Origin of the sequence: Ideonella flava (assembly GCF_051857595.1) — a bacterium.
Lineage (GTDB): Bacteria > Pseudomonadota > Gammaproteobacteria > Burkholderiales > Burkholderiaceae_C > Ideonella.
Window position 1 is genome coordinate 55,031 of sequence record NZ_JBPZHD010000013.1, and the last position, 21,722, is coordinate 76,752.

Here is a 21,722-nt window from a genome sequence, read left to right on the forward strand (position 1 = left end):
GGATCAATCCACCTCGACGTCGTGCGCGGGCTGGTCGAACTGGATCAGCCCGATGATCAGCAGGGCGGTGGCGGGCAGCATGGCCATCGGATGAACGATGCCCGCCACGACCGGCAGCACCATCAGGAACAGCCGCAGGCCCCAGCTGTACATCAGGCCGGCCCGGCGCACGTGAGTCTGTGCACTGGAGTTGAGTTGGCGGCGCTCGGGGCTGTCCTGCGGCATGGACATGATGAAGCTCGCGTGGCTGTAGTGCCGGGTCGACAGGGCCGAGCAGACGTACGAGGCGAACAGCAGGCCCACCAGGATGGCTTGCAGCGTGGTGTGCAGTGTGTTTTCGCCTGACCAGCGCGCCAGGTTGGCCGCCAGCGAGGCACCCGTCATGGTGAGCGCGCCCATCACGGCCAGCGCCGCCGTGGAGGCCGAGATCGACGCGGCCATGAGCGAGTTGCGCAAGGCCTGCACCGCCACGATCTCGAAACCGGGCCGGTCGGCCAGCGACACCACCCAGTGCATCCGCAGCCGAGCGTTGGCATAGCGGGCAAGCTTCTCGGGAGCGTGCTTGCCGGTGTGGTGGACATGCCATTCATAGGCCAGCAGCAGCAGCACGCTGAGGCCGAAGCTCAGCCAGGGGATCAGGGCATTCATGACGGGTCATGATAGGGGCCTGCCGCGGTCACCCGGGCTTCATCGAGGTCTCACGCTCCTGTCATCGTGGCCGGCCAGCATCGCCCTTCCACCCTGGAGGATGACGATGAACCTTGCCCGTATCGCCCTGGCCGCCACCATGGCCTGCAGCTTCGCCATCACCGCCCACGCCGCCGGCACGCTGGCCGGCTGGGCCGTCATGCCGGCCGACACCTTCGCCCCCGGCCCGACCTCGGGCCAGTTCGTGAGCGATGCCAACGGCCGCGACCTGCCACTGGTCGGCCAGCAGCCCGTGCAGGGCTTCTCGGCCGTGCTGCCCGGCCCCGTCGCCGGCACTTTCATGGTCATGCCGGACAACGGCTTCGGCACCAAGGCCAACTCGCCGGATGCGTTGCTGCGCCTGTACACGCTGCGGCCCGACTTCCGCCTGTGGGATGGCAACGCGCTCACCGGCAGCGCGGCCGTGGTCCCGGTCGATCGCGACAGCGGCGTGGCACTGCCGACCTTCGACGAGCGCAGCTTCATCACCCTGCACGACCCCAACCACCGGATCGGCTTCACGACGGTGGCCGAGCGCAAGTTCTATCCCTATGCCGGCACCGGGCCGGGCAGCCCGGACATTCCGGTCGACAAGGCCATCCGCCGCAAGCGCCTGCTGACCGGCAGCGACTTCGACATCGAATCGGTGCGCAGGGACCGCCAGGGGCGGCTGTGGTTCGGCGACGAGTTCGGGCCGTTCCTCCTCCAGGCCAATGCGCAAGGCAAGGTGCTGCAACGCGAGATCCCCATGCCCGGCGTGATGTCCCCCGACAACCCGTACCTCGATGGCGGCGTGGCCAACATCGGCAGCTCGCGCGGCTTCGAAGGCATGGCCATCGACGCAGCCGGCCGGACGCTGTTCACCCTGCTCGAAGGCACCGTGGCGGGCGACCCGGCGCGCAGCCTGCGCATCAACGCCTTCGACATCCGGTCGGCGGCCTACACCGGCGAGCAGTGGCTCTACAAGCTGGATCCGCAGGGCACCAACATCGGCGACATGACGGCGGTCAACGACCACCAGTTCCTCGTCATCGAGCGCAACGGCACCGAGACGCCGCGCTTCAAGAAGATCTTCCTGATCGACCTCGACGTGGTGGACGGCGAGGGCTTCGTCGGAAAGACCGAGTTGGTCGACCTGATGAACGTGGCCGACCCGCACGACCTGAACCAGGACGGCCAGTCCGTCTTCACCTTCCCCTTCGTGACGATCGAGGACGTGCTGGTGCTGGATGCGAAGACGCTGCTGGTGATCAACGACAACAACTACCCGGGCAGCAGCCGCGACGCGGGCATCCCCGACCCGACCGAGTTCCTGCGCATCGTGCTGGACGCCGAGTTGCCGGTCGGCGACCTTGCGCCGCGGCGCCAGCGCTGAAGCGGACCGGCGGCGGGTTCGGGTTCAGGCCTGGCGCCTGGCCTGGTAGAGCATGTCCAGCGTGATGTGGCGCACCTCGAGTTTGCTCTGCTCGATGTGCGCTCGCAGCAGGCGCTGCGCCTCGTCGGCGCGGCGGCGGGTGATGGCCCGCAGGATGCGGGCGTGCTCTTCGTAGGTGGCCTCGACCCGCGCACGCTTGGTGAAATCCAGCCGCCGGATGATGCGGATGCGCTCGGTGATCTCGCGGTGCACCCGGGCCATCTCGCGGTTGCCGCCGCCCTGCACCAGCAGGGCGTGGAAGGCCTCGTCGAGACGGCCCACCTCGTCGCCTTCGTTCACGCGCTCTTCAGGCGGCACCATCCACACCGCGGCCAACGCCCGCAGCGCCTCGCGCCCACCCTCGTCGCTGTCGTCGCGCTCGGCCAGGCGCCGAGCCGCATGGCATTCGAGCAGCACGCGCAGGTCGTACAGCTCGTCGAAGACGTCGAAGTCCAGCGGCGCCACCTGCCAGCCGATCTTGGGCATGACCTGCAGGAAGCCTTCGCGTTCCAGCCGCTGCAGGGCCTGGCGCAGCGGCGTGCGGCTCACCGCCAGGCGCTGCGACAACTCGCCTTCGCTGAAGCGGTCGCCCGGCATCAGCGTGAAGGCGAAGATCATCTGCTTGATCCGGCCATAGGCCTGGTCGGCGAGGGTCAGCGGCTCGACGGCGCCGGCGTGCAGGGCAGTGGGATCCGACATGGGTGGGATGGTAGCCACCGGCCCCTCACCCGCCCGCGAAGGGAATCATGCTGACGTGGGCCGCGACGATCTTCCAGCCTTCCGGGCCGCTCGCCATTCGGGCCCAGGTCTGCGTCTGGAAGCCATGCAGCGTGGTGTCGCTTCGCCTGAACTCGACCTGCGCCACCGCCAGGTCGGGCCCGAGCGCGAGGATGCGCGGCCGGTGCAGCGTGCGGGTGAAGTCCGGTGCCGGCGTGGCGGCGCGAAAGGCCACCAGCTCGGCTATGCCCAGCTGGCGGTCCGCAATGCCGTAGCGCGTCGTGCGCGGGTCCTGCCAGAAGAAGCCGTTGAGCGCGGCCACGTCGTTGGCCATCAGGGCCCGCTCGTAGGCCTCGAAGACCGCGCGCACCTCGGCCAGCACGTCGGGGCGGTCGATGGACTGCGGCGCCCAGCTCATGGCGTGCGGCGCGAGGCGAGCCAGGCGCGCCAGCCGCCGTGGGCGCTGATGTCCTCGGCGCCCGCCAGCGCCAGCGGTTCGCAGATGAAACCATGGACCCAGCGGCCGTCGGCGAGTTGCACCGAGCCCAGGCCCAGCGGCGGGGGGATGAGCGCGAGGAAGGAGCCAAGCTGGTCCGAGGGCATCTCGTAGACCTCCACCTCGATCGCCTGGCCGGCATCGGCCACCCGCGCGAGGCCCGGCTTGGGCGGCTTGGTTTCGGGCAGGGCGTAGAGCCGGTAGCTTGGCGCCGTGCGCGTCCGCTCGACGAAGCGGCAGCCCCGTTCGACGAGTTGGCCGTGCAACGGCATGCCTTGCAGGTGGGCGCCGACGACCGCGAGTTGCAGCGTGCTGGCGGCGCGGGGCAGCCGCGTGATCGCGCGGTCATCGCCCGTGGGCTGCCTCTGCATCCGGCCCAGCGGCAGGCCTCGTGCCGCCTCCCAGCGCGCGCCCAGCCGGGCCAGGGCCGCATCGCTGCCTCCCGGCGCGATGAAGGTGATGCCGAAGGGCAGGCCCGCCGGCGTGAAGCCGCTGGGCAGCGCCAGCGCGGCCAGGCCCAGGAGATTGACAAAGTTGGTGTAGCGGCCGAGCTCGCTGTTGCGCGCGATCGGCGCTTCGGCCACCGCCGCCCGCGTGGGGCAGGTCGGGGCGGTCGGCACCATCAGCGCGTCTATCGTGTCCCACATCGGCGCGATCTGCTGGCGCAGCGTCTCCAGCGCGTAGCGGCCCTCGAAGGCGGTGACGGCGTCCTGGCCTCGACCGGCTTCGATGACCTGTCGGACGGTGGGATCCATGCTTTGCGGCGCGGTGTCGAGCAGGCTGCGCACCGCGGCCTGTCGCTCGGCGACCCAGGGCCCTTCGTAGAGCAGCTGGGCCACCACGTGCAGGGGCGCCATCTCGACGGGCACCACCTCGACCTCCCACGCGCGCAGCTGCGCGAGGGCGGCGTCGAAGCACTCGGCATAGCCTATGCCCTGGTCCACCGTGGGCAGCGCCGGCACGCCGATGCGCAACGGGCCCTGGCTGCGGCCCAGCCAGGCTGGCCTCGGCTCGGCCCGATGAAAAGCCGGCTCGCATGGCTGCCGGCCCTCGATCAGCGCGGTGACCAGCGCCGCATCGGCCACGGTCAGGGCGAAGACCGACACCACGTCGAGCGTGCGGCAGGCCGGCAGCACGCCGGTCATCGGCATGGCGCCCGGCGTGGGCTTGAGGCCGACGATGTTGTTGAAGCCGGCCGGCACGCGGCCGGAGCCGGCGGTGTCGGTGCCCAGGGCGAAGGGCACGAGGCCACGTGCCACCACCGAGGCCGAGCCCGAGCTCGAGCCGCCGCTGACGTAGGCCGGGTCGAAGCTGTTCGGCACCTCGCCGTAGGGCGATCGCGTGCCGACCAGGCCGGTGGCGAACTGGTCGAGGTTGGTCTTGCCGACGAGCACAGCGCCGGCGTCCATGAGGCGCTGCACGACCGTGGCGTGGCGTGCGGCCCGGTAGGCGAAGGCGGGGCAGGCGGCGGTCGTCGGCAGGCCGGCGACGTCGATGTTGTCCTTCACTGCGAAAGGCACGCCGAACAGCGGCAGGGCCTCGCGATCGGCGCCTTCGAGCCGCGCCAGCTGCGCCTCGATGAAGGCGGCGTCGCAGCGCAGGATCCACGCCGGGTCGTCGTCGCGCAGCGAGGCCAGCACGGGGGACAGGAGCTCGCGTGGCGTGCTTCCGGCCTGCGCATATCGACGCCGCCAGTCGGCCAGTGTCAAGGGCGGCTCGTCCAGGGACACGGTCATGGCGTGGGGTGGCGCAGGGCCTCGATGAGTTCGGCGGAGGCGGCCGTCCAACCGACGATCGCGCCTTGCGCCGTCAGCATGGCCAGGGTCGCGGCCTTGAATTCGGGGAAGTAGCTGGCCGTGCCGTCCTCGACGAGCAGGCACTCGTAGCCGCGGTCGTTGGCCTCGCGCATGCTGGTCTGCACGCAGACCTCGGTCGTCACGCCCATGAAGACGAGCTGCGTGATGCCGCGCGACTGCAGCTCGGCCTGCAGCGGCGTGCGGTAGAAGGCCCCCTTGCCGGGCTTGTCGATCACCAGCTCGCCTTCGATCGGCATCAGCTCGGGCACGATCGAATGGCCGGGCTCCCCGATGACGAGCACGCGGCCCATCGGCCCGGCATCGCCGATGCGCAGGCTGGGGTGACCTCGCTCGCGCTTGGCCGGGGGGCAGTCCGACAGGTCCGGCAGGTGGCCTTCACGCGTGTGGACCACGAAGCCGCCGGCGGCGCGCCAGGCTTGCAGCACGCCACGGATCGCCGGGATGATCGCCTGCAAGGGCGTCACGTCGTTGCCGAGCGAGGCGCCGAAGCCGCCGGGCTCGACGAAGTCGCGCTGCATGTCGATGATGACCAGCGCCGCATGCGCCATCGAAAAACGGAAGGGGAAGGGCGTGGCGCCCGCGACCTCGATCACGCCGCCTCCTTCTGCTCGCCATGGCCCCGGCCGCCCATGAAGGCGCCCAGCTCGTGGCGGTCGGCCCCGGCGGCGGGCACGTCGTGCACGATGCGGCCCTCGCTCATCACCACGATCCGGTCGGACAGGGTCAGCAACTCGTCCAGGTCCTCGCTGACCAGCAGCACCGCGGCGCCGCGGTTGCGCGCGGCCATCAGGCGACCGTGGATCTCGGCCACGGCGGCGAAGTCCAGGCCGAACACCGGGTTGCTGACGAGCAGCAGGGCGGCGTCCCCGTCCAGCTCGCGCGCCAGCACGGCCCGCTGCACATTGCCGCCCGAGAGGGTGCGGATGGGCGCCTGCTCGCTGGTGGTCTTCACGCCGTACTCGGCGATCCACGTGCGAGCTCGCGCCCGCAGGCGGCGCCACTGCACCCAGCCGGCCCGGGCGAAGGGCGGCTCGTCGAACTGGCGCAGGGCCATGTTCTGCGCCACGCCGAGTTCGGCCACGCAGGCGTTGGCCAGCGGCTCCTCCGGCAGGCTGCGCACCTTGAGCACGCGGTTCTCACGCCGGGTCGCACGGAAGTCGCGGCCCGCCACGCGGACGCGGCCTGCCTCGCGCCGGCGCTGGCCCACGAGCGACTGCATCAGCTCGCGCTGCCCGTTGCCCGACACCCCGGCCACGCCGACGATCTCGCCGGCGTGCACGTCGAGGTCCAGCCCTCGAACGGCCGCTTCACCGCGGTCGCCAAGCACGACCAACTGCTCGACCTGCAGTTGCACGGCACCACGCGGCTGCTGCGCACGCACCAGCGGTGCCGCCGCGGCCTTGCCCTCGCCGACCATGGCCTGCGCGAGGCCGGCGGGCGTGCTCGCGGCCACCGACTGGCTCGCGACCAGGTGGCCGCGGCGCAGCACGCTCACGTCATCGGCATGCTCCAGCACTTCGCGGAACTTGTGCGTGATGAGGATCACCGAGCAGTGCCCTGCCCGGGCGCGATCGCGCAGCGCAGCCAGCACCTCGTCGGCCTCCTGCGGCGTCAGCACCGAGGTCGGCTCGTCCAGGATGAGCAGGCGTGGCTCGAGGAAGAGCTGCTTGAGGATCTCGAGCTTCTGCTTCTCGCCGGCCGACAGGTCCGCCGGTCGGGCATCGAGGTCCAGCTTGAACGGCGCGGTCTCGAGGAAGCGGCGCAGCTCGGCGCGGGCTCGCCGCCAATCGATCACCGCGGGCAGGCGGCCCCGGGCGAGCAGCAGGTTCTCCGCCACGGTCATGCCGGGCACGACGGTGAAGTGCTGGTAGACCATGCCGATGCCCAGGTCCCGCGCCACGGTGGGCGAGTGGATGTCGCGCTCGCGCTGGTCGATCATCACCGCACCTTCGTCGGGCCGGTGGTAGCCGACGATGCACTTCACCAGCGTGCTCTTGCCGGCGCCGTTCTCGCCCAGCAGCGCGTGCACCGTGCCGGGCCGCACCGAGAGCGACACGCCGTCGAGCGCGGTGAAGGCGCCGAAGCGCTTGGTGAGCTGGTAGGTCTCCAGGTGCAGCGCCGAGGTCGTCATGGCCATCTGCCCTCAGAGCGCCTGCAGCGCCTCGATCACGGCGCGCGAGTCGGAGACCGCACCGAACACGCCGCCCTGCATCTGGATCATCTTCAGTGCCGCCTCGTGGTTGCCGCGGTCGGTGGCGCCGGTGCAGTCCGACAGCATCACGCACTCGAAGCCGCGGTCGTTGGCCTCGCGCATGGTGGTGTGCACGCACACGTCGGTCGTGATGCCTGTGAGGATGAGGTTGCGGATCCCGCGGGTGTGGAGGATCAGCTCCAGGTCGGTGGCGCAGAACGAGCCCTTGCCGGGCTTGTCGATGATGGGCTCGCCGTCGATGGGCGCCAGCTCGGGGATGATCTGCCAGCCCGGCTCGCCGCGGACCAGGATGCGGCCGCAGGGCCCGGCGTCGCCTATGCCAGCGCCGATGCGTTGTGAACGCCAGCGCTTGTTGGCCGGCAGGTCGGCCAGGTCGGGCCGGTGGCCCTCGCGGGTGTGGATGACGTGCAGCCCCTTGGCGCGGGCGACGGCCAGCAGCGCCTTGATCGGCCCGATCGGCGCGCGGGTGAGCGAGAGGTCGTAGCCCATCTTGTCGACATAGCCGCCCAGGCCGCAGAAGTCGGTCTGCATGTCGATGATGACCAGCGCCGTGTTGGCCGGGCGCAGCTCGCCATCGAAGGGCCAGGCGTAGGGGGTGGAGGCGATCGTCGGCATGGGAAGGGATCTCCTTTCGGCAAGGCGTTGCGGCTCAGCGGGACACGCCCAGCTCCATGGGCGCACCCTTGAGCGCGCGCCGAGGCGACGAACTGGCGACCAGGATGGCCAGCGTCAGTGCATAGGGCATGGCGTTGAAGAGGTAGTAGCCGCCGCTGACGCCGATCGATTGCAGTGCGGGCCCGACGGCGCCGGCGCCGCCGAAGAGCAGCGCGGCACCCAGGCAGCGCCAGGGTTGCCAGCGGGCGAAGATGACCAGCGCCACCGCGATCAGGCCCTGGCCGCTGGACAGGCCCTCGTTCCAGCTGCCCGGGTACGAAAGCGAAAGCGACGCCCCTCCCAGCCCGGCGACGAAGCCGCCCACGGTGGTGGCCGCGATGCGCACGCCGTTGACCGAGTAGCCGAGCGCGCGGGCCGCGTCGCTGGAGTCGCCGGCCATGCGCACGACCAGCCCGAAGCGGGTGTTGGCCAGGCCCCAGGCCAGCAACGCGGCGAAGACCACGCCGAGCGGGAAGAGCGCGTTCACCGCCAGGGCGCTCTGCACCGCGGGCGAGTCGCTCCACGCGCCAAGCGGCAGCGAAGGGATCTGCGGCGCCTGCGGCTGGATCAACGGCTTGCCAAGGTAGAAGGCGAGGCCGGTGCCCAGCAGCATCAGCGCGATGCCGGTGGCGATGTCGGACACGCGGGGAAGCGAGCACAGCAGGCCGTGCAGCAAGGCCAGGGCAGCGCCGCTCAAGCCGGCGAGCAGCACGCCGGCCCAGGGCGAGCCGGTGAGGTAGGCGCCGCCGAAGCCGGCCATGGCCGAGAACACCAGCACGCCTTCGAGGCCGAGGTTGATGCGTCCCGAGCGCTCGGTCAGGCACTCGCCCAGGCTGACGAAGAGGAATGGCGTGCCGACGCGGATGGCCCCGCCGAGGATGGCGATGGCGACGTCGACAAAGGCGTTGGCGTCCATCACACCGTCCTTCCCATCGAGGCCACCACCCGCAGGCGAACCAGGCGCGGCATCCGCAGCGCGAACAGCCGCCCGCGCAGCGCCTCGGCCGCGAGGATGAACACAAAGGCGAAGCCCTGCAGCACCAGCACCGACGCATCCGGCAGGCCCATGCGCCGTTGCAGCAGGCTGCCCGCGGCCGCGAAACCGCCGAACAGCAGCGCGACCGGCGGGATGGCCCACGGGTTGTGCCGTGCCACGAAGGACACCAGGATGCCGGTGTAGCCGAAGCCGGCGATGACCGAGGCGTTGGCCGCGGTGTGGACGGCGGCCACCTCGATCGCGCCGGCGAGCCCGGCGGCGGCGCCGCCCAGCCCGCAGGCCGCGACGATGAGCCGGTCGGTGGGCAAGCCGGCGATGCGAGCCGCGCGGGCATTGCCGCCGACCACGCGCAGGGCAAAGCCCGAGGCGGTGAAGCTCAGCCACACGCCCGCGGCCACGCACAGCAGCAGCCCGATCGCCAGGCCCCAGTGCACGTCGCCGAGCAGGCTGTCGGGCGCGATCGCACCGATGTGCCAGGACTCGGCCAGCGGCCGGGTGCTCGGCTTGTTCAGGCTCGAGGGATCGCGCATCGGCCCTTCGACGAAGTGCTTGAACAGCGCAATCGCGAGGTAGCTCAGCAGCAGGCTGGCGATCGTTTCGTTGACGCCGCGCCATTGGCGCAGCAGCCCGGCCAGCGCCACCCATGCCGCGCCCACCGCAGCGCCTGCCGCCAGCACCGCCACGCTGCCGGCGAGGCCCTCGGGCAGCGGCACGAGATAGGGCAGCCCGGCGCATCCGAGCGCTCCCAGTACGAGGGCGCCCTCGCCGCCGATGACGATCAGCCCGGCGCGCGCCGGCAGCGCCACGGCCAGGGCGGTGAGCATCAGGGGCGCCGCTCGCTGCAGCGAGTTCTGCCAGGAGAAGGCATCGCCGAACGCCCCGCGGAAAAGCAGCGCCCACGCTTCGGCGGGGCTCTGCCCGCCGAACCAGACGAACAAGCCGAAGGCCAGCAGCGAGGCGGCCAGTGCGCCCACCGGCAGCAGCACCGCTTCGGCGAGAGCGTGCCCGCGCGCAGCGCCGGTTCCATACCAGGGCGTGCGCGGATCCGGCTCTGCCGGTCCGCTGCGCGAGCCCCCTCGGGGGGAAGCCCCCGGAAGGGGGCGTGGGGGTTTCATTTCACACCTTGCCGACCACGCCTTCGACCAAGTAATTCATCCCCTCGAGCGTCAGGTCGGTCTGCTTGAGCACCGTGCCCTTGGGGATGACGACCTTGCCGGTGTTGTCCTTCAGCTCGCCGGCGAAGATGTCGAAGCTGCCCTGCAGCATCTTCGCGCGCACGGCTTCGGCGTTCTTGCGTGCGGCCTCGGGCACCGAGCTGCCGTAGGGCGAGCTCTTGACGAAGCCCTCCTTCAAGCCGCCGCGCACGAAGTTCGGATGCGGCTTGCCGGCTTGGGCGGCGTCGATGATCTGCTTGTAGGCGGTGATCCAGTTCCACTCCGCGCCGGTCAGGTAGGCCTGAGGTGCGAGCTTGGCCTGCGAGGCGTGGTAGCCGCAGACGAACTTGCCGCGCTTGGCGGCGGTCTCGACGATCACCTTCGGGCCGTCGACGTGCATGGTGAAGACGTCTATGCCCTGGTCGGCCAGGCTGTTGGTGGCCTCGGCCTCCTTGACCGGCATCGACCAGTCGCCGGTGAAGATCACGGTGGTGGTGATCTTCGGGTCGACCGAACGCGCGCCCAGGGTGAAGGCGTTGATGTTGCGCAGCACCTGTGGGATGGGCTTGGCCGCGACGAAGCCGATCTTCTTGCTCTTGCTGACGTGGCCGGCGACGACGCCGTTCAGGTACTGGCACTCGTCGATGTAGCCGAAGAAGCTGCCGACGTTCTTCGGATGCTTGGCCTCGTTCCACAGGCCGCCGCAATGGGCGAAGCGCAGGTCGGGGTACTTCGGCGCCAGCGCCAGGATGTGCGGGTCGAAGTAGCCGAAGGAGGTGGGCACCAGCAGGCTCGCACCGTCCTGCGCGATCATGGCCTGCATGGTCTTCTGCACGGCCACCGTCTCGGGCACGTTCTCTTCCTCGACCACCTTCACGCCGGGCATCTTCTTGACCAGGGCGGCGGCTTCCGCATGCGCCTGGTTGTAGCCGTAGTCGTCCCGCGGGCCGACGTAGATGAAGCCGACGGTCAGCGGCTTCTGTGCCCAGACCGGCCCCGCGAGCCCCGATGCCGCCAGCGCCCCTGCGCCGGCCAACCACTCACGACGAGACCAATCCTGCTGCTGGGCCATGCTTGCCGCTCCTTGCTCGGTTGAAGAGACCACGCCCGCCCCACGTTGGGCGGCCATCTGGTGTTCCAGCTTGTATACATGCAAGGCGCGGGCCAGCCTTTGCAGGGCTTGGCGGCCGGTTCGTGCACCGCCAGCGTGCCTTTGGCGGTCCCCGCCACGACCATCGGCGGGCGTGTGCACCGGCGGCGTGCGGCGGTTCAGAACTGGCCGGGGTCTATCTCAGTCCGGATAGCGCGGGTGTAGCGTGCGCGCCACCGACCGCTGGTGGACGGGTGGCTGTCGAGCGGCCGGCCGAGGTCGGCCGTAAGTGCTCGTCCGGGTGGAGGGAACGCCCGTCGTGTGCGCACCGGTGCGCCCCGAGGCGCCTCAACGCACGGCCATGCCGGCGAACGAAGTCATCTCGTCCGTCGTCCGGGCCGTGACCTCGCCTGTCGAGAAGTCGAGCAGCGAGACCTCGCATTTCACCAGCCGGCCCAACTCGACGGACCACCAGCATTGGCGATCCGTCCGTTCCAGGCCCCCAGCCAGCCAAGCCAACGGCGTGATGCTGAGGTGGATCCTCAGGGCATCGAACGTCCCTGCCGGTACGCTGACACGCTCGTAGGCCTGCACTTCGCCTGCCGCCATCCCGTCGCCACTGTTCAGGTCGATGCAGTGGGTCGTGGTCCACGGCGCCTCCCAGCGCTGCTCGACATGGAGTGGAAACACGAACTCCGCCACTGGCGGAGAGAAGTGGCAATCGGAGGGGTAGTCGTTGCCGTCGGCGTCATAGGAAACGAATGCCCGGGAGACTGCGTTGTCTTCGCCGTCCAGTTCGGTATAGGCAATGGGCTTGCCGTCCTCGAGCCGATGCGTCACGACGAACGCGATGCCGGGTCCGGTGAAGTGAGTCGTGTCACGGCGATACGCCCAGACCTGAGGTTCCTGCCCGTCGCGCACGACGCTTGAGCGCCATTCTTCGCTTTCGCCGGGCTTGCGGGGTACGGCGGCGAACTGGCGGGCATCGATCACCACCATCAGGCGGATAGGAGGTCCGGCGCGATCTCGAGCGCTGGCTTCGAAGGTGGACCGGCTGCTGAGCACGCCATCGTTGACCAACGTGAGCTGCCTCGCATTGGCCACGGTCGATTCATCGCGGGGACTGGCTCGCACGAATTCGTCCGTCCAGTTCACCGGCTCGGACGCTCGCAGCTCGATCCGGCTGCCGTCGGGCACGTTGACCGTGAGCTCCTCGCCCTCGCGCAATGCGGGTCGGCTCGCCGTGACGCCGTTGACCACGAGAGTGACAGTCAGGCTGTCGCCGGATCCGCCGCAGGCAGCGACGATGGCAGCGACGAGCAAGGCTGCCGCCCGCTGCCATCGCTGCCACCTTGAGACAACCAGCATGTCCACGTCGCCCCCGTTGCGGCGCAAGCTTGCGCGCAACGATGGGACGCGTCAATGCCGTGACACGGCCCCAGCGGCGCTCGCAGCTGACCGCCTACCGCTTGGGGCGCCGGATTCCATGGCCGGCTCAGAACTCCTCGGTGTCGACCTCCGTCTGTGTCGCTGCGCTGTACCGCGCACCCACCACGGACTGCTGGTTGATCAGCGCGCCGGAGCGATCGAGGATGTCGAGCGGCAGGGCCAGGTCAGCGGCGCCGAGGTCGTCTTCCAGGTGCGCGACGTTCGTCGTGCCCGGGATGGGGATGATGTGTTCGCCCTGGGCCAGCAGCCACGCCAGCGACAACTGGGCGGGCGTGCACCCCGCTTCGACGGCGAGGTTTCTCAAGGCATCGGCCAGCGACAGGTTCTTCGCATAGGCTTCAGGCGTAAAACGCGGCATCGCGCGGCGAATGTCCTTGGCGTCGAAGGCACTCACGTCCCGCAGCGTGCCGGGCAGGAAGCCTCGGGCGAGAGGGCTGAAGGCGACGAGGGTGGTGCCGAGCTCGCGGCAGGCATCGAGCACGGCGATCTCGGGGTTGCGGGTCCACAGCGAATACTCGCTCTGGACTGCCGCGATCGGGTGCACGGCATGCGCGCGGCGCAGCGTCGCGGCCGAGACCTCGGACAGGCCGATGGAGAGGATCTTGCCTTCGCTCACGAGGTCCGCCAGCGCGCCGACCGAATCCTCGATGGGCACCGCCCGGTCCCAGCGGTGCAGGTAGTACAAGTCGATGACGTCCGTGCGCAGGCGCTTCAGGCTCTCTTCGCAGGTGCGCTTGAGCGTCTTGGGCCGGCCGTCGATGACGCGCTTGCCGTCGACGCCCGTCATGCCGCACTTGCTCGCCAGCGTGAACTTCGCGCGGTGCGGCGAGAGCACCTGGCCGACCAGCTCCTCGTTCGCTCCGAAGCCGTAGAGCGCCGCGGTGTCGAACAGCGTCACGCCGCGGTCCAGTGCGTGCATCAGCAACCGCTCTGCCGCCTCGAACGAGGGCGGCTGGCCGTAGGCATGGCTGAGATTCATGCAGCCGAGGCCGATGGCGGAGACTTTGAAGGGGCCGAGTTGACGTGCAGGCAGTGTCATGACGCGAGCATCCGTGGCTTGATTGGTCAGGTCGGCGTTTTCATCGCGTTGCCAGCCACGCATTGTGCAAGAGACGCTTGCACAGACTTGCGGTCCCGCCAGTCGCCCACGAAGCACCCATGTATTTGGGGTTGCGCGGCCAGAGGCCGGTCATGTCGTGGAAGGACTGTCGCAGATCGGCTGCCAGCCGGTCGATGAATCAGCCCGCCGCCAGCTGCTTCTCCAGCCTGTCCAGCACCTGGTAGCAAGGCAGCACCTGGGCCACGCTCGCGTTCGGCTCGCGGCCTTCGCGGATCGCGGCGAAGAACTCGCGGTCCTGCAGCTCGATGCCGTTCATCGACACGTCGACCTGCGACACGTCGATCTTCTCGTCCTTGCCGTTGAACAGGTCGTCGTAGCGGGCGATGTAGGTGGCGGTGTCGCCGATGTAGCGGAAGAAGGTGCCCAGCGGGCCGTCGTTGTTGAAGCTCAAGCTCAGAGTGCAGATCGCGCCATTGGCGGCCTTGAGCTGGATGGACATGTCCATCGCGATGCCGAGCGTCGGGTGGATGGGGCCTTGCAAGGCGTTGGCCTGGACGATGGGGCTGCCGCACTGGTAAGCGAACAGGTCCACCGTGTGGGCGGCGTGGTGCCAGAGCAGGTGGTCCGTCCACGAGCGCGGCTGGCCCAGCGCGTTCATGTTGGTGCGGCGGAAGAAGTAGGTCTGCACGTCCATCTGGTGGACCTTGAACTCGCCGGCCTGCACCTTCTTGTGCACGTACTGGTGGCTGGGGTTGAAGCGGCGGGTGTGGCCGCACATGGCCACCAGTCCTTTCGCGCGCTGCAGCTGGACCACCTCTTCGCCATCACGCAGCACATCGCACAGCGGGATCTCGACCTGCACGTGCTTGCCGGCCTTCAGGCAGGCGATGGACTGCTCGGCGTGCATCTGCGTGGGCGTGCAGAGGATGACCGCATCGACCTCCTTCAAAGCGAGGCTGTCGTTCAGGTCGGTGGTGACGTGGCCTATGCCGTACTTGGCCGCCACTTCCTTCGTCTTGTCCAGCTCGCGGCTGACCAGCGACACCACCTCGACGCCGGCGATGTTCCTGATGCCGTCCAGGTGCTTGATGCCGAAGGCGCCGGCGCCGGCCAGCGCGACCTTGATCGTCTTGTCGTTGCTCATTGCGGGTTCTCCAGGATCAGGTGGCCCACGGCCGTGTTGGATGCCGGCACGTGATAGAAGCGGTGCTTGACCAGGGGCTTCGGGCCGCCGGCCACGTCGGCCATCGCGCCGCGGGCGATGAGCCACATCACCAGCTCTATGCCTTCGCTGCCGGCTTCTCGCACGTAGTCGATGTGAGGCACCTGCGACTGCGCTTCAGGCTCGGCGATCAGGCGGTCGAGGAAGGCGTTGTCCCACTCGCGGTTGATGAGGCCGGCACGCGGGCCCTGCAGCTGGTGGCTCATGCCGCCGGTGCCCCAGATCTGCACCTTCAGCGGTTCGTCGAAGCTCTCCACTGCGCGGCGGATGGCCTGGCCGATCTGGAAGCAGCGCCGGCCCGAGGGCACGGGGTACTGGACCACGTTGACCGCGAAAGGGATGACCGGGAAGGGCCAGCGGAAGTCGGTTTGCGGCGGCTGTCCGCACATCAGCGACAGCGGCACGGTCAGGCCATGGTCGACGTCCATCTTGTTGACGATGGTGAGGTCGAAGTCGTCCTGGATCACGCTCTGCGCGATGTGGGCAGCGAGCTCGGGGTGGCCTTGCACCACGGGGACGGGGCGCGGGCCCCAGCCCTCGTCGGCGGGCTTGAACTCCTGGGCGCAGCCGATGGCGAAGGTGGGGATCATCTCCAGGCTGAAGGCGGTGGCGTGGTCGTTGTAGACGAGGAACACCACGTCGGGCCGGTTCTCGCGCAGCCACTGCTTGGAGTAGTCGTAGCCGGCGAACAGCGGCTGCCAGTAGGGATCCTTGGTCTTGCCCAGGTCCAGTGCCGCGCCGATGGCGGGCACATGGGAGGTGTAGACGCTGGCGGTGATCTTGGCCATTACTTCTTGTCTCCGGGCTTCTCGCCGATCTGTCGGTTGCCCTCGGGCGAACGGCCGCCGGCGAGCATCATGGCGGCGTACTCCTCCTGCGTCATGCCGGTCATGCTGGCGGCCATGTACTGGAAGCTCTTGCCATCGGTGGCGCCGATCTTGGCGAGGAAATAGATGTTGCCTCCGGCGGCGATGCAGCGGTTCAGGTCGCGCGCGAGCACGGCCTGCTTCTGCTCTTCCGTCATCGGCCATTCGTCGAGGTAGGCGCGCTCGTTCGACTTGAATCGCTCGCGGTTGTCGGCCTTCATCAGCGACATGCAGAACTGGTTGAGCCAGTAGCCCTTGCGGGACTGCTCGGCGTCGAAGATGGTGGTGCCGGGGATGTCGAGGTAGGGTTTGTGCAGCGACATGGAATCACGCCTCCTCGGGCCAGTACAGGCGCATGGGGTTGTCCACGAGCAGCTTCTTTTGCAGCTCGGGCGTCACCGCGATGTGCGGGATGAAGTCGACCAGCAGGCCGTCGTCGGGCATGTGGTCCTTGAGGTTCGGGTGCGGCCAGTCGGTGCCCCAGAGCACGCGATCCGGGAAGGTCTCGACGATGCGGCGGGCGAAGGGCACGACGTCGCGGTACGCGGCCTGCTCTCCGTCCAGCGCCTTCGGCCCGGTGACGGAAAGGCGCTCGGGGCAGCTCACCTTGCTCCACACGTTGGGATGCTCGCGCATGAACTTCACGAAGAGTTCGAACTCGGGTCCGTCGATCGGCTTGGACACGTCGGGCCGGCCCATGTGGTCGACCACCACGGTGGTGGGCAGGGCGGTGAAGAAATCCCACAGCTCGGGCAGGTCCACCGCCTCGAAGTAGATGACCACGTGCCAACCCAGCTTGGCGATGCGGCCGGCGATCTCCATCAGCTCGTCCTTGGGCGTGAAGTCGACCAGCCGCTTGACGAAGTTGAAGCGCACGCCGCGTACGCCGGCCGCGTGCAGCTCCTGCAGCTCGCCGTCGGTGACGGAGCGGCGCACGGTGGCCACGCCGCGGGCCCTGCCCTCGGAGGACAGGCAGGCATTGGCCATGGCGCGGTTGTCGGCGCCGTGGCAGGTGGCCTGCACGATCACGTTGCGCGAGAAGCCCAGGTGATCGCGCAAGGCGAACAACTGCTGCTTGGAGGCGTCGCAGGGCGTGTACTTGCGCTCGGGAGCGAAGGGGAACTCCGCGCCCGGGCCGAACACGTGGCAGTGGGCGTCCACGCTGCCGGGCGGCAACTGGAAGCGAGGCTTGGAGGGATGGGCATACCAGTCCAGCCAGCCCGGGGTCTTGTCGAAAGCCATGTCAGTCCTTGGTCTTCAGGTGGGCGAGGAGGCGGTCCGCCTCGGTGCGCCAGTCGGGGCTGCGCGCGAAATCCTGGGTGCCGCGCGCGCCGAACAGGCCCGCGTCGCCGAGGTCGGCCACCCAGGCCTGGCGCTCGGCGGTGCCGGCGGCGCTCCAGGGCTCGAGCCCGGCTTCACGGACGGTCTGCGCGACTTCGCGCACCTCCTCGCTGCGGCGGCGGCCATGCTCGATGACGCGCTGGAAGAAGTAGGCGGCTTGCTTCTCCCAGTCGATGCCGGGAAAGGTCTCGTACAGCGAGGCGATCACCGCATCCTCCACGCCGTAGTGGCGGGCGGTGGTGAAGCTCTCGATCACCATCGCCTCCAGGCCCTTGATCATCACGCTGCGGCACATCTTGGTGGCCGAGGCCACGCCGAGCTGGTCGCTTGCCACCTTGGCCGCGAAGCCCAGCGCGTTGACCAGAGGCTGCAGCACCGCCGCATCCGGCCCGCCCAGCAGCAACGGCACCTTGATGCGGTAGGGCGGCACGCTCGTCATCACCGCCCCTTCGACATAACGGCCGCCGGCGGCGTTGACGATCTGCGCCGCGCGAAGCTTGGCGCCCGGCGAGGCGGAGTTGAAGTCGAGGAAGAAGGCACCACCGCGCAAGGCCGGCGCGCAGGCCTCGGCCACCGTGACGGCCTGGCTGGCGGTCACCGCGCTGATGATGAAGTCGCTGCGCGCGGCCAGCTGGGAGTGGGTGGCGGCGAGCACCACGCCGTGCTGCTCGGCATGCGCGCGCATCGCGGCGGCGGTGGTTTCGCCGTCCAGCTTCAGGTCGTAGGCGCCGACGGCGATGCCCTGCGCGCGCAGGTCCTCCGCGAGGATGCGGCCTACTTCGCCGTATCCGACGAGGCCGATCTGCCAGTGCTTGGGGTCCATGGGGTCAGGCTGCAGGGAGATGAAAAGAGGGCTTCGACAAGCTCAGCCCGAACGGACTCACACCACTTCCGTTCGCCCTGAGCCTGTCGAAGGGCCGGGTGGTGCTGCGAGTGGGCTTCGACAGGCTCAGCCCGAACGGAATCACACCACTTGCGTTCGCCCTGAGCCTGTCGAAGGGCCGGGTGGAGCTGCGAGTGGGCTTCGACGAGCTCAGCCCGAACGGATTCACAACATCTCCGTTCGCCCTGAGCTTATCGAAGGGCCGCGTGGCGCTGTGAGTGGGCTTCGACAAGCTCAGCCCGAACGGACTCACACCAATCCCGTCCGCCCTGAGCCTGTCGAAGGGCCGCGTGGCGCTGCGAGTGGGCGTCGACAAGCTCAGCCCGAACGGATTCACAACATCTCCGTTCGCCCTGAGCCTGTCGAAGGGCCGGGTGGTGCTGCGAGTGGGCTTCGACAAGCTCAGCCCGAACGGACTCACACCAATCCCGTTCGCCCTGAGCCTGTCGAAGGGCCCGGTGGTGCTGCGAGTGGGCTTCGACAAGCTCAGCCCGAACGGACTCACACCAATCCCGTTCGCCCTGAGCCTGTCGAAGGGCCGGGTGGCGCCGCGAGTGGGCTTGGACAAGCTCAGCCCGAACGGACTCACACCAATCCCGTTCGCCCTGAGCCTGTCGAAGGGCCCGGTGGTGCTGCGAGTGGGCTTCCACAAGCTCAGCCCGAACGGATTCACAACATCTCCGTTCGCCCTGAGCCTGTCGAAGGGCCGGGTGGCGCCGCGAGCGGGCTTCGACGAGCTCAGCCCGAACGGATTCACAACATCTCCGTTCGCCCTGAGCCTGTCGAAGGGCCGGGTGGCGCCGCGAGTGGGCTTCGACAGGCTCAGCCCGAACGGACTCACACCACTTCCATTTGCCCTGAGCTTGTCGATGGGTCCGCGCATGGCCGCACCCCTTCCCATCAGTCGAGGGCGACCTTGGCGCGCTTGATCACTGCGTCGTACTTCGCTGACTCGGCGGCGATGAAGGCGTTGAACTGGTCGCGGGTCGTCGGGAAGGTCTCGTAGCCGAAGGTGGCGTAGCGCTCCTTGATGTCGGGCTCGGACAGCGCCGCCTCGATGTCCTTCTGGATCTTGTCGGCCACCGCCTTGGGCAGGCCCTTGGGGACGGCGATGGTGGTCCAGCCGGTCACCTCGTAGCCGGCCGGACCGCCGGATTCGGCCACCGTCGGCACGTCAGGGAAGGCGGGGTGGCGCTTGGGCGCAGTGACGGCGATGAACTTGATCTTGCCCGAGCGCTGCATCGGCCCGGCGGTGGCCAGCGAGCCCAGCGCGAAGTTGAGTTCGCCGTTGGCCACGCCGGTGTAGAGCATCGACGTCTCCTTGTAGATGACGTGCTGCATCTCGGTGTTGGTCATCGCCTCCAGCAGCGCCGAGCCCAGGTGCACCGGGTTGCCGACCGACCAGGAGCCGTAGTTCAGCACGCCCGGATGGGCCTTGGCGTCGGCAATGATGTCGCCCACCGTCTTGTACTTGCTGCCCGAGCCGACGCCCACGAAGAAGTAGGTGCGGAACAGCGGCGCGATCTGCTCGAAGTCCTTCGCCGGGTCGTAGGGCAGCTTCTTGAACAGGTGCGGATAGGCGACGAGGTGCACGTTGTCCAGCTGGATCAGGTCGGTGCCGTCGGTGGCGCCGCGCTTGAAGGCGTCGATCGCGATGAAGCCGTTGGCACCGGGCTTGTTCTCCACGACGACCGGCTGGCCCCACTTCTTCTGCAGCTTCTCGGCCAGCACGCGCACCACGGCCTCGGGCCCGGCGCCGGCCGGGAAGGGCGTGATGATGCGCACCGGCTTGGTCGGCCACTCCTGCGCCTGCGTTGGCAGCACGGTGGCCATCAAGGCCGCGGCGGCGGCAACGCCGATCGCGGCGCGGCGGGTCAGGGTCTTCGTCATGCTCTTGTCTCCATCCACATCCAGAGGCTGATTCGGTCGAACGCGAAGTCAGTCGATGTAGCGCAGGCCGGCTTTTTCCAGCGGCTCGCGCATCTTGTACATGTCCAGGCCCAGCACGCCGGAGGCCAGCTTGGCGCGCTTTTCGCCCTCGTTGGCCTCGCGCGCCGCGGCGGCTTCGAGCGTCTGGGCGGCGAGGGCGCGCGGCACGCAGACCACGCCGTCGTCGTCGGCCACGATCACGTCGCCCGGCGTCACGTACTGGCCGGCGCAGACCACGGGGATGTTCACCGAGCCGACGGTGGCCTTGATCGTGCCCTTGCTGCTGATGGCCTTGCTCCACACCGGGAAGCCCATCTCGGTGAGCGTCTTCACGTCTCGGCAGCCCGCGTCGATGATCAAGGCGCGGGCGCCTCGGGCCTGGAACGAGGTGGCCAACAGGTCGCCGAAGTAGCCGTCGGTGCACTCCGCCGTGACCGCCGCGACGACGATGTCGCCCGGCCGGATCTGCTCGGCGGCCACGTGCATCATCCAGTTGTCGCCCGGGTGCAGCAGCACGGTGACCGCGGTGCCCGAGACCTGGGCGCCGGCATAGATCGGCCTCATGTAAGGCTTGAGCAGACCTACGCGGCCCATGGCCTCGTGGACGGTCGCACTGCCGAATTTCGCGAGCGCGTCGGAGACGGCCGGATCGGTGCGCTGGATGTTGCGGTAGACGACGCCGAGTTCGTACATGGTCAGAGTCCTTTCGCCTTGAGTGCCTGGTCCAGGCGCGGGTAGACGCGCCGCGCATTGCCTTCGTAGATCTGCTGCTTCTGCTCGGGGCTCAGCAGCGTGCTGGCCTCGATGTAGCGCCTGGTGTCGTCGTAGTTGAAGCCGGTCTCGGGATCGATGCCGCGCACGGCGCCGATCATCTCGCTGGCGAACAGGATGTTGTCCACCGGGATCACCTTGGTCAGCAGGTCGATGCCGGGCTGGTGGTAGACGCAGGTGTCGAAGAAGACGTTCTTCAGCAGGTGGTCGGCCAGCAGCGGCTTCTTCAGCTCCTGCGCCAGGCCGCGGTAGCGACCCCAGTGGTAGGGCGCGGCGCCACCGCCGTGCGGGACGATGAACTTCAGGGTCGGGAAGTCCTTGAAAAGGTCGCCCTGGATGAGCTGCATGATCGCCGTGGTGTCGGCGTTGATGTAGTGGGCGCCGGTGGTGTGGAAGCAGGCGTTGCAGCTCGTGCTCACGTGCACCATCGCCGGGATGTCGTACTCGGCCATCTTTTCGTAGATGGGGTACCAGTGGCGGTCGTACAGCGGCGGCGAGGTCCAGTGGCCGCCCGAGGGATCGGGGTTCAGGTTGATTGCCACATTGCCGTACTGCTCGACGCACTTGACCAGCTCGGGGATGCACGTGGCCGGGTCCACCCCGGGCGACTGCGGCAGCATCGCGGCCGGAATGAAGTGCTCGGGGAAGAGCTGGCTCACGCGAAAGCAGAGCTCGTTGCAGATTGCGGCCCAGGTCGACGAGGTCTCGAAGTCGCCGATGTGGTGGGCCATGAAGCTGGCGCGCGGCGAGAAGATGGTGAGGTCCGAGCCGCGCTGCTTCATCAGCTTGAGCTGGTTGGTCTCGATGGTCTCGCGGATGTCGTCGTCGCTGATCTTCAGTTCCGAGGCCTTGGGCGCCTTCGAAGGATCCTTCAAGCCCGCGATCTGCAGGTCGCGCCAGGCGCCGAGCGCGGCGGGGGCGGTGGTGTAGTGGCCGTGGATGTCGATGATCATTCCAGTGGTC

General features: G+C 68.9%; 22 protein-coding genes. 2 read left to right on the forward strand and 20 right to left on the reverse strand.

From position 1 onward, the window contains the following. Positions 1–3: 3 nt before the first annotated feature. On the reverse strand, positions 4–648 hold the full coding sequence (locus ACS5PM_RS25965) for a DUF599 domain-containing protein (RefSeq protein WP_439390726.1): 645 nt from the start codon (positions 646–648) through the stop codon (positions 4–6). Between the two features lie 106 nt (positions 649–754). Here ACS5PM_RS25965 and ACS5PM_RS25970 point away from each other — a divergent pair, with 106 nt between their 5' ends. Continuing rightward, positions 755–2,062 (forward strand): esterase-like activity of phytase family protein, encoded by a 1,308-nt coding sequence (locus tag ACS5PM_RS25970; RefSeq protein WP_439390727.1) that lies wholly within the window; start codon positions 755–757, stop codon positions 2,060–2,062. A 24-nt stretch (positions 2,063–2,086) separates the two neighbouring features. Here ACS5PM_RS25970 and ACS5PM_RS25975 read toward each other — a convergent pair whose 3' ends face one another. From ACS5PM_RS25975 to ACS5PM_RS26050, 16 genes are all read right to left on the reverse strand, one after another. Further along, positions 2,087–2,800, reverse strand: coding sequence for a GntR family transcriptional regulator (locus ACS5PM_RS25975; protein WP_439390729.1), 714 nt, complete (start codon positions 2,798–2,800; stop codon positions 2,087–2,089). 25 nt (positions 2,801–2,825) lie between these two features. After that, a complete protein-coding gene (gene hpxZ / locus ACS5PM_RS25980; protein ID WP_439390731.1) occupies positions 2,826–3,236 on the reverse strand; it encodes an oxalurate catabolism protein HpxZ in 411 nt (136 codons plus the stop codon). Next, the gene (gene atzF / locus ACS5PM_RS25985; protein ID WP_439390733.1) at positions 3,233–5,050 is read right to left on the reverse strand and encodes an allophanate hydrolase; all 1,818 of its coding nucleotides are present in this window, start codon (positions 5,048–5,050) and stop codon (positions 3,233–3,235) included. The genes hpxZ and atzF overlap by 4 nt, the downstream gene beginning before the upstream one ends. Next, complete coding sequence (locus ACS5PM_RS25990; protein WP_439390918.1) at positions 5,047–5,679, reverse strand: cysteine hydrolase family protein; 633 nt, start codon at positions 5,677–5,679, stop codon at positions 5,047–5,049. The genes atzF and ACS5PM_RS25990 overlap by 4 nt, the downstream gene beginning before the upstream one ends. 41 nt (positions 5,680–5,720) lie before the next feature. Then, positions 5,721–7,268 (reverse strand): ABC transporter ATP-binding protein, encoded by a 1,548-nt coding sequence (locus ACS5PM_RS25995; RefSeq protein ID WP_439390734.1) that lies wholly within the window; start codon positions 7,266–7,268, stop codon positions 5,721–5,723. A 6-nt stretch (positions 7,269–7,274) separates the two neighbouring features. Continuing rightward, on the reverse strand, positions 7,275–7,958 hold the full coding sequence (gene biuH, locus ACS5PM_RS26000; RefSeq protein ID WP_439390735.1) for a biuret amidohydrolase: 684 nt from the start codon (positions 7,956–7,958) through the stop codon (positions 7,275–7,277). Between the two features lie 34 nt (positions 7,959–7,992). After that, complete coding sequence (locus ACS5PM_RS26005; protein WP_439390737.1) at positions 7,993–8,913, reverse strand: ABC transporter permease; 921 nt, start codon at positions 8,911–8,913, stop codon at positions 7,993–7,995. Further along, positions 8,913–10,109: an ABC transporter permease gene (locus ACS5PM_RS26010; protein ID WP_439390739.1), complete on the reverse strand. Its 1,197-nt coding sequence runs from the start codon at positions 10,107–10,109 to the stop codon at positions 8,913–8,915. Before ACS5PM_RS26010 ends, ACS5PM_RS26005 begins: the two co-directional genes overlap by 1 nt. A gap of 1 nt (position 10,110) precedes the next feature. After that, entirely contained in the window at positions 10,111–11,220 is a 1,110-nt protein-coding gene (locus tag ACS5PM_RS26015; protein WP_439390741.1) for a BMP family ABC transporter substrate-binding protein, read from the reverse strand. Between the two features lie 366 nt (positions 11,221–11,586). Beyond that, complete coding sequence (locus ACS5PM_RS26020) at positions 11,587–12,498, reverse strand: hypothetical protein (protein WP_439390742.1); 912 nt, start codon at positions 12,496–12,498, stop codon at positions 11,587–11,589. A gap of 235 nt (positions 12,499–12,733) precedes the next feature. Further along, a complete protein-coding gene (locus ACS5PM_RS26025) occupies positions 12,734–13,720 on the reverse strand; it encodes an aldo/keto reductase (RefSeq protein ID WP_439390919.1) in 987 nt (328 codons plus the stop codon). A 205-nt stretch (positions 13,721–13,925) separates the two neighbouring features. After that, the gene (locus ACS5PM_RS26030) at positions 13,926–14,891 is read right to left on the reverse strand and encodes a Gfo/Idh/MocA family oxidoreductase (protein WP_439390743.1); all 966 of its coding nucleotides are present in this window, start codon (positions 14,889–14,891) and stop codon (positions 13,926–13,928) included. Next, positions 14,888–15,757 (reverse strand): class III extradiol dioxygenase subunit beta, encoded by an 870-nt coding sequence (locus tag ACS5PM_RS26035; protein WP_439390744.1) that lies wholly within the window; start codon positions 15,755–15,757, stop codon positions 14,888–14,890. Before ACS5PM_RS26035 ends, ACS5PM_RS26030 begins: the two co-directional genes overlap by 4 nt. Continuing rightward, positions 15,757–16,158 carry a protocatechuate 4,5-dioxygenase subunit alpha gene (ligA, locus tag ACS5PM_RS26040; protein WP_439390745.1) on the reverse strand — a complete coding sequence of 134 codons (402 nt, stop codon included), beginning with the start codon at positions 16,156–16,158 and terminating at the stop codon, positions 15,757–15,759. Before ligA ends, ACS5PM_RS26035 begins: the two co-directional genes overlap by 1 nt. Before the next feature lie 4 nt (positions 16,159–16,162). Further along, positions 16,163–17,077: an amidohydrolase family protein gene (locus ACS5PM_RS26045; RefSeq protein WP_439390746.1), complete on the reverse strand. Its 915-nt coding sequence runs from the start codon at positions 17,075–17,077 to the stop codon at positions 16,163–16,165. A 1-nt stretch (position 17,078) separates the two neighbouring features. Continuing rightward, positions 17,079–17,999: a DUF1932 domain-containing protein gene (locus ACS5PM_RS26050; RefSeq protein WP_439390747.1), complete on the reverse strand. Its 921-nt coding sequence runs from the start codon at positions 17,997–17,999 to the stop codon at positions 17,079–17,081. A gap of 278 nt (positions 18,000–18,277) precedes the next feature. Here ACS5PM_RS26050 and ACS5PM_RS26055 point away from each other — a divergent pair, with 278 nt between their 5' ends. Further along, positions 18,278–18,988 carry a hypothetical protein gene (locus ACS5PM_RS26055; RefSeq protein WP_439390748.1) on the forward strand — a complete coding sequence of 237 codons (711 nt, stop codon included), beginning with the start codon at positions 18,278–18,280 and terminating at the stop codon, positions 18,986–18,988. Here ACS5PM_RS26055 and ACS5PM_RS26060 read toward each other — a convergent pair. The 3 genes from ACS5PM_RS26060 to ACS5PM_RS26070 are packed head-to-tail and all read right to left on the reverse strand — an operon-like array spanning position 18,960 to position 21,712. After that, positions 18,960–19,949 (reverse strand): Bug family tripartite tricarboxylate transporter substrate binding protein, encoded by a 990-nt coding sequence (locus ACS5PM_RS26060; RefSeq protein ID WP_439390749.1) that lies wholly within the window; start codon positions 19,947–19,949, stop codon positions 18,960–18,962. The two genes, ACS5PM_RS26055 and ACS5PM_RS26060, sit on opposite strands and share 29 nt — an antisense overlap. A 48-nt stretch (positions 19,950–19,997) precedes the next feature. Continuing rightward, positions 19,998–20,681, reverse strand: coding sequence for a 4-carboxy-4-hydroxy-2-oxoadipate aldolase/oxaloacetate decarboxylase (gene ligK / locus ACS5PM_RS26065; RefSeq protein ID WP_439390750.1), 684 nt, complete (start codon positions 20,679–20,681; stop codon positions 19,998–20,000). A gap of 2 nt (positions 20,682–20,683) precedes the next feature. After that, positions 20,684–21,712 carry an amidohydrolase family protein gene (locus ACS5PM_RS26070; RefSeq protein ID WP_439390751.1) on the reverse strand — a complete coding sequence of 343 codons (1,029 nt, stop codon included), beginning with the start codon at positions 21,710–21,712 and terminating at the stop codon, positions 20,684–20,686. Between the last annotated feature and the right edge of the window lie 10 nt (positions 21,713–21,722).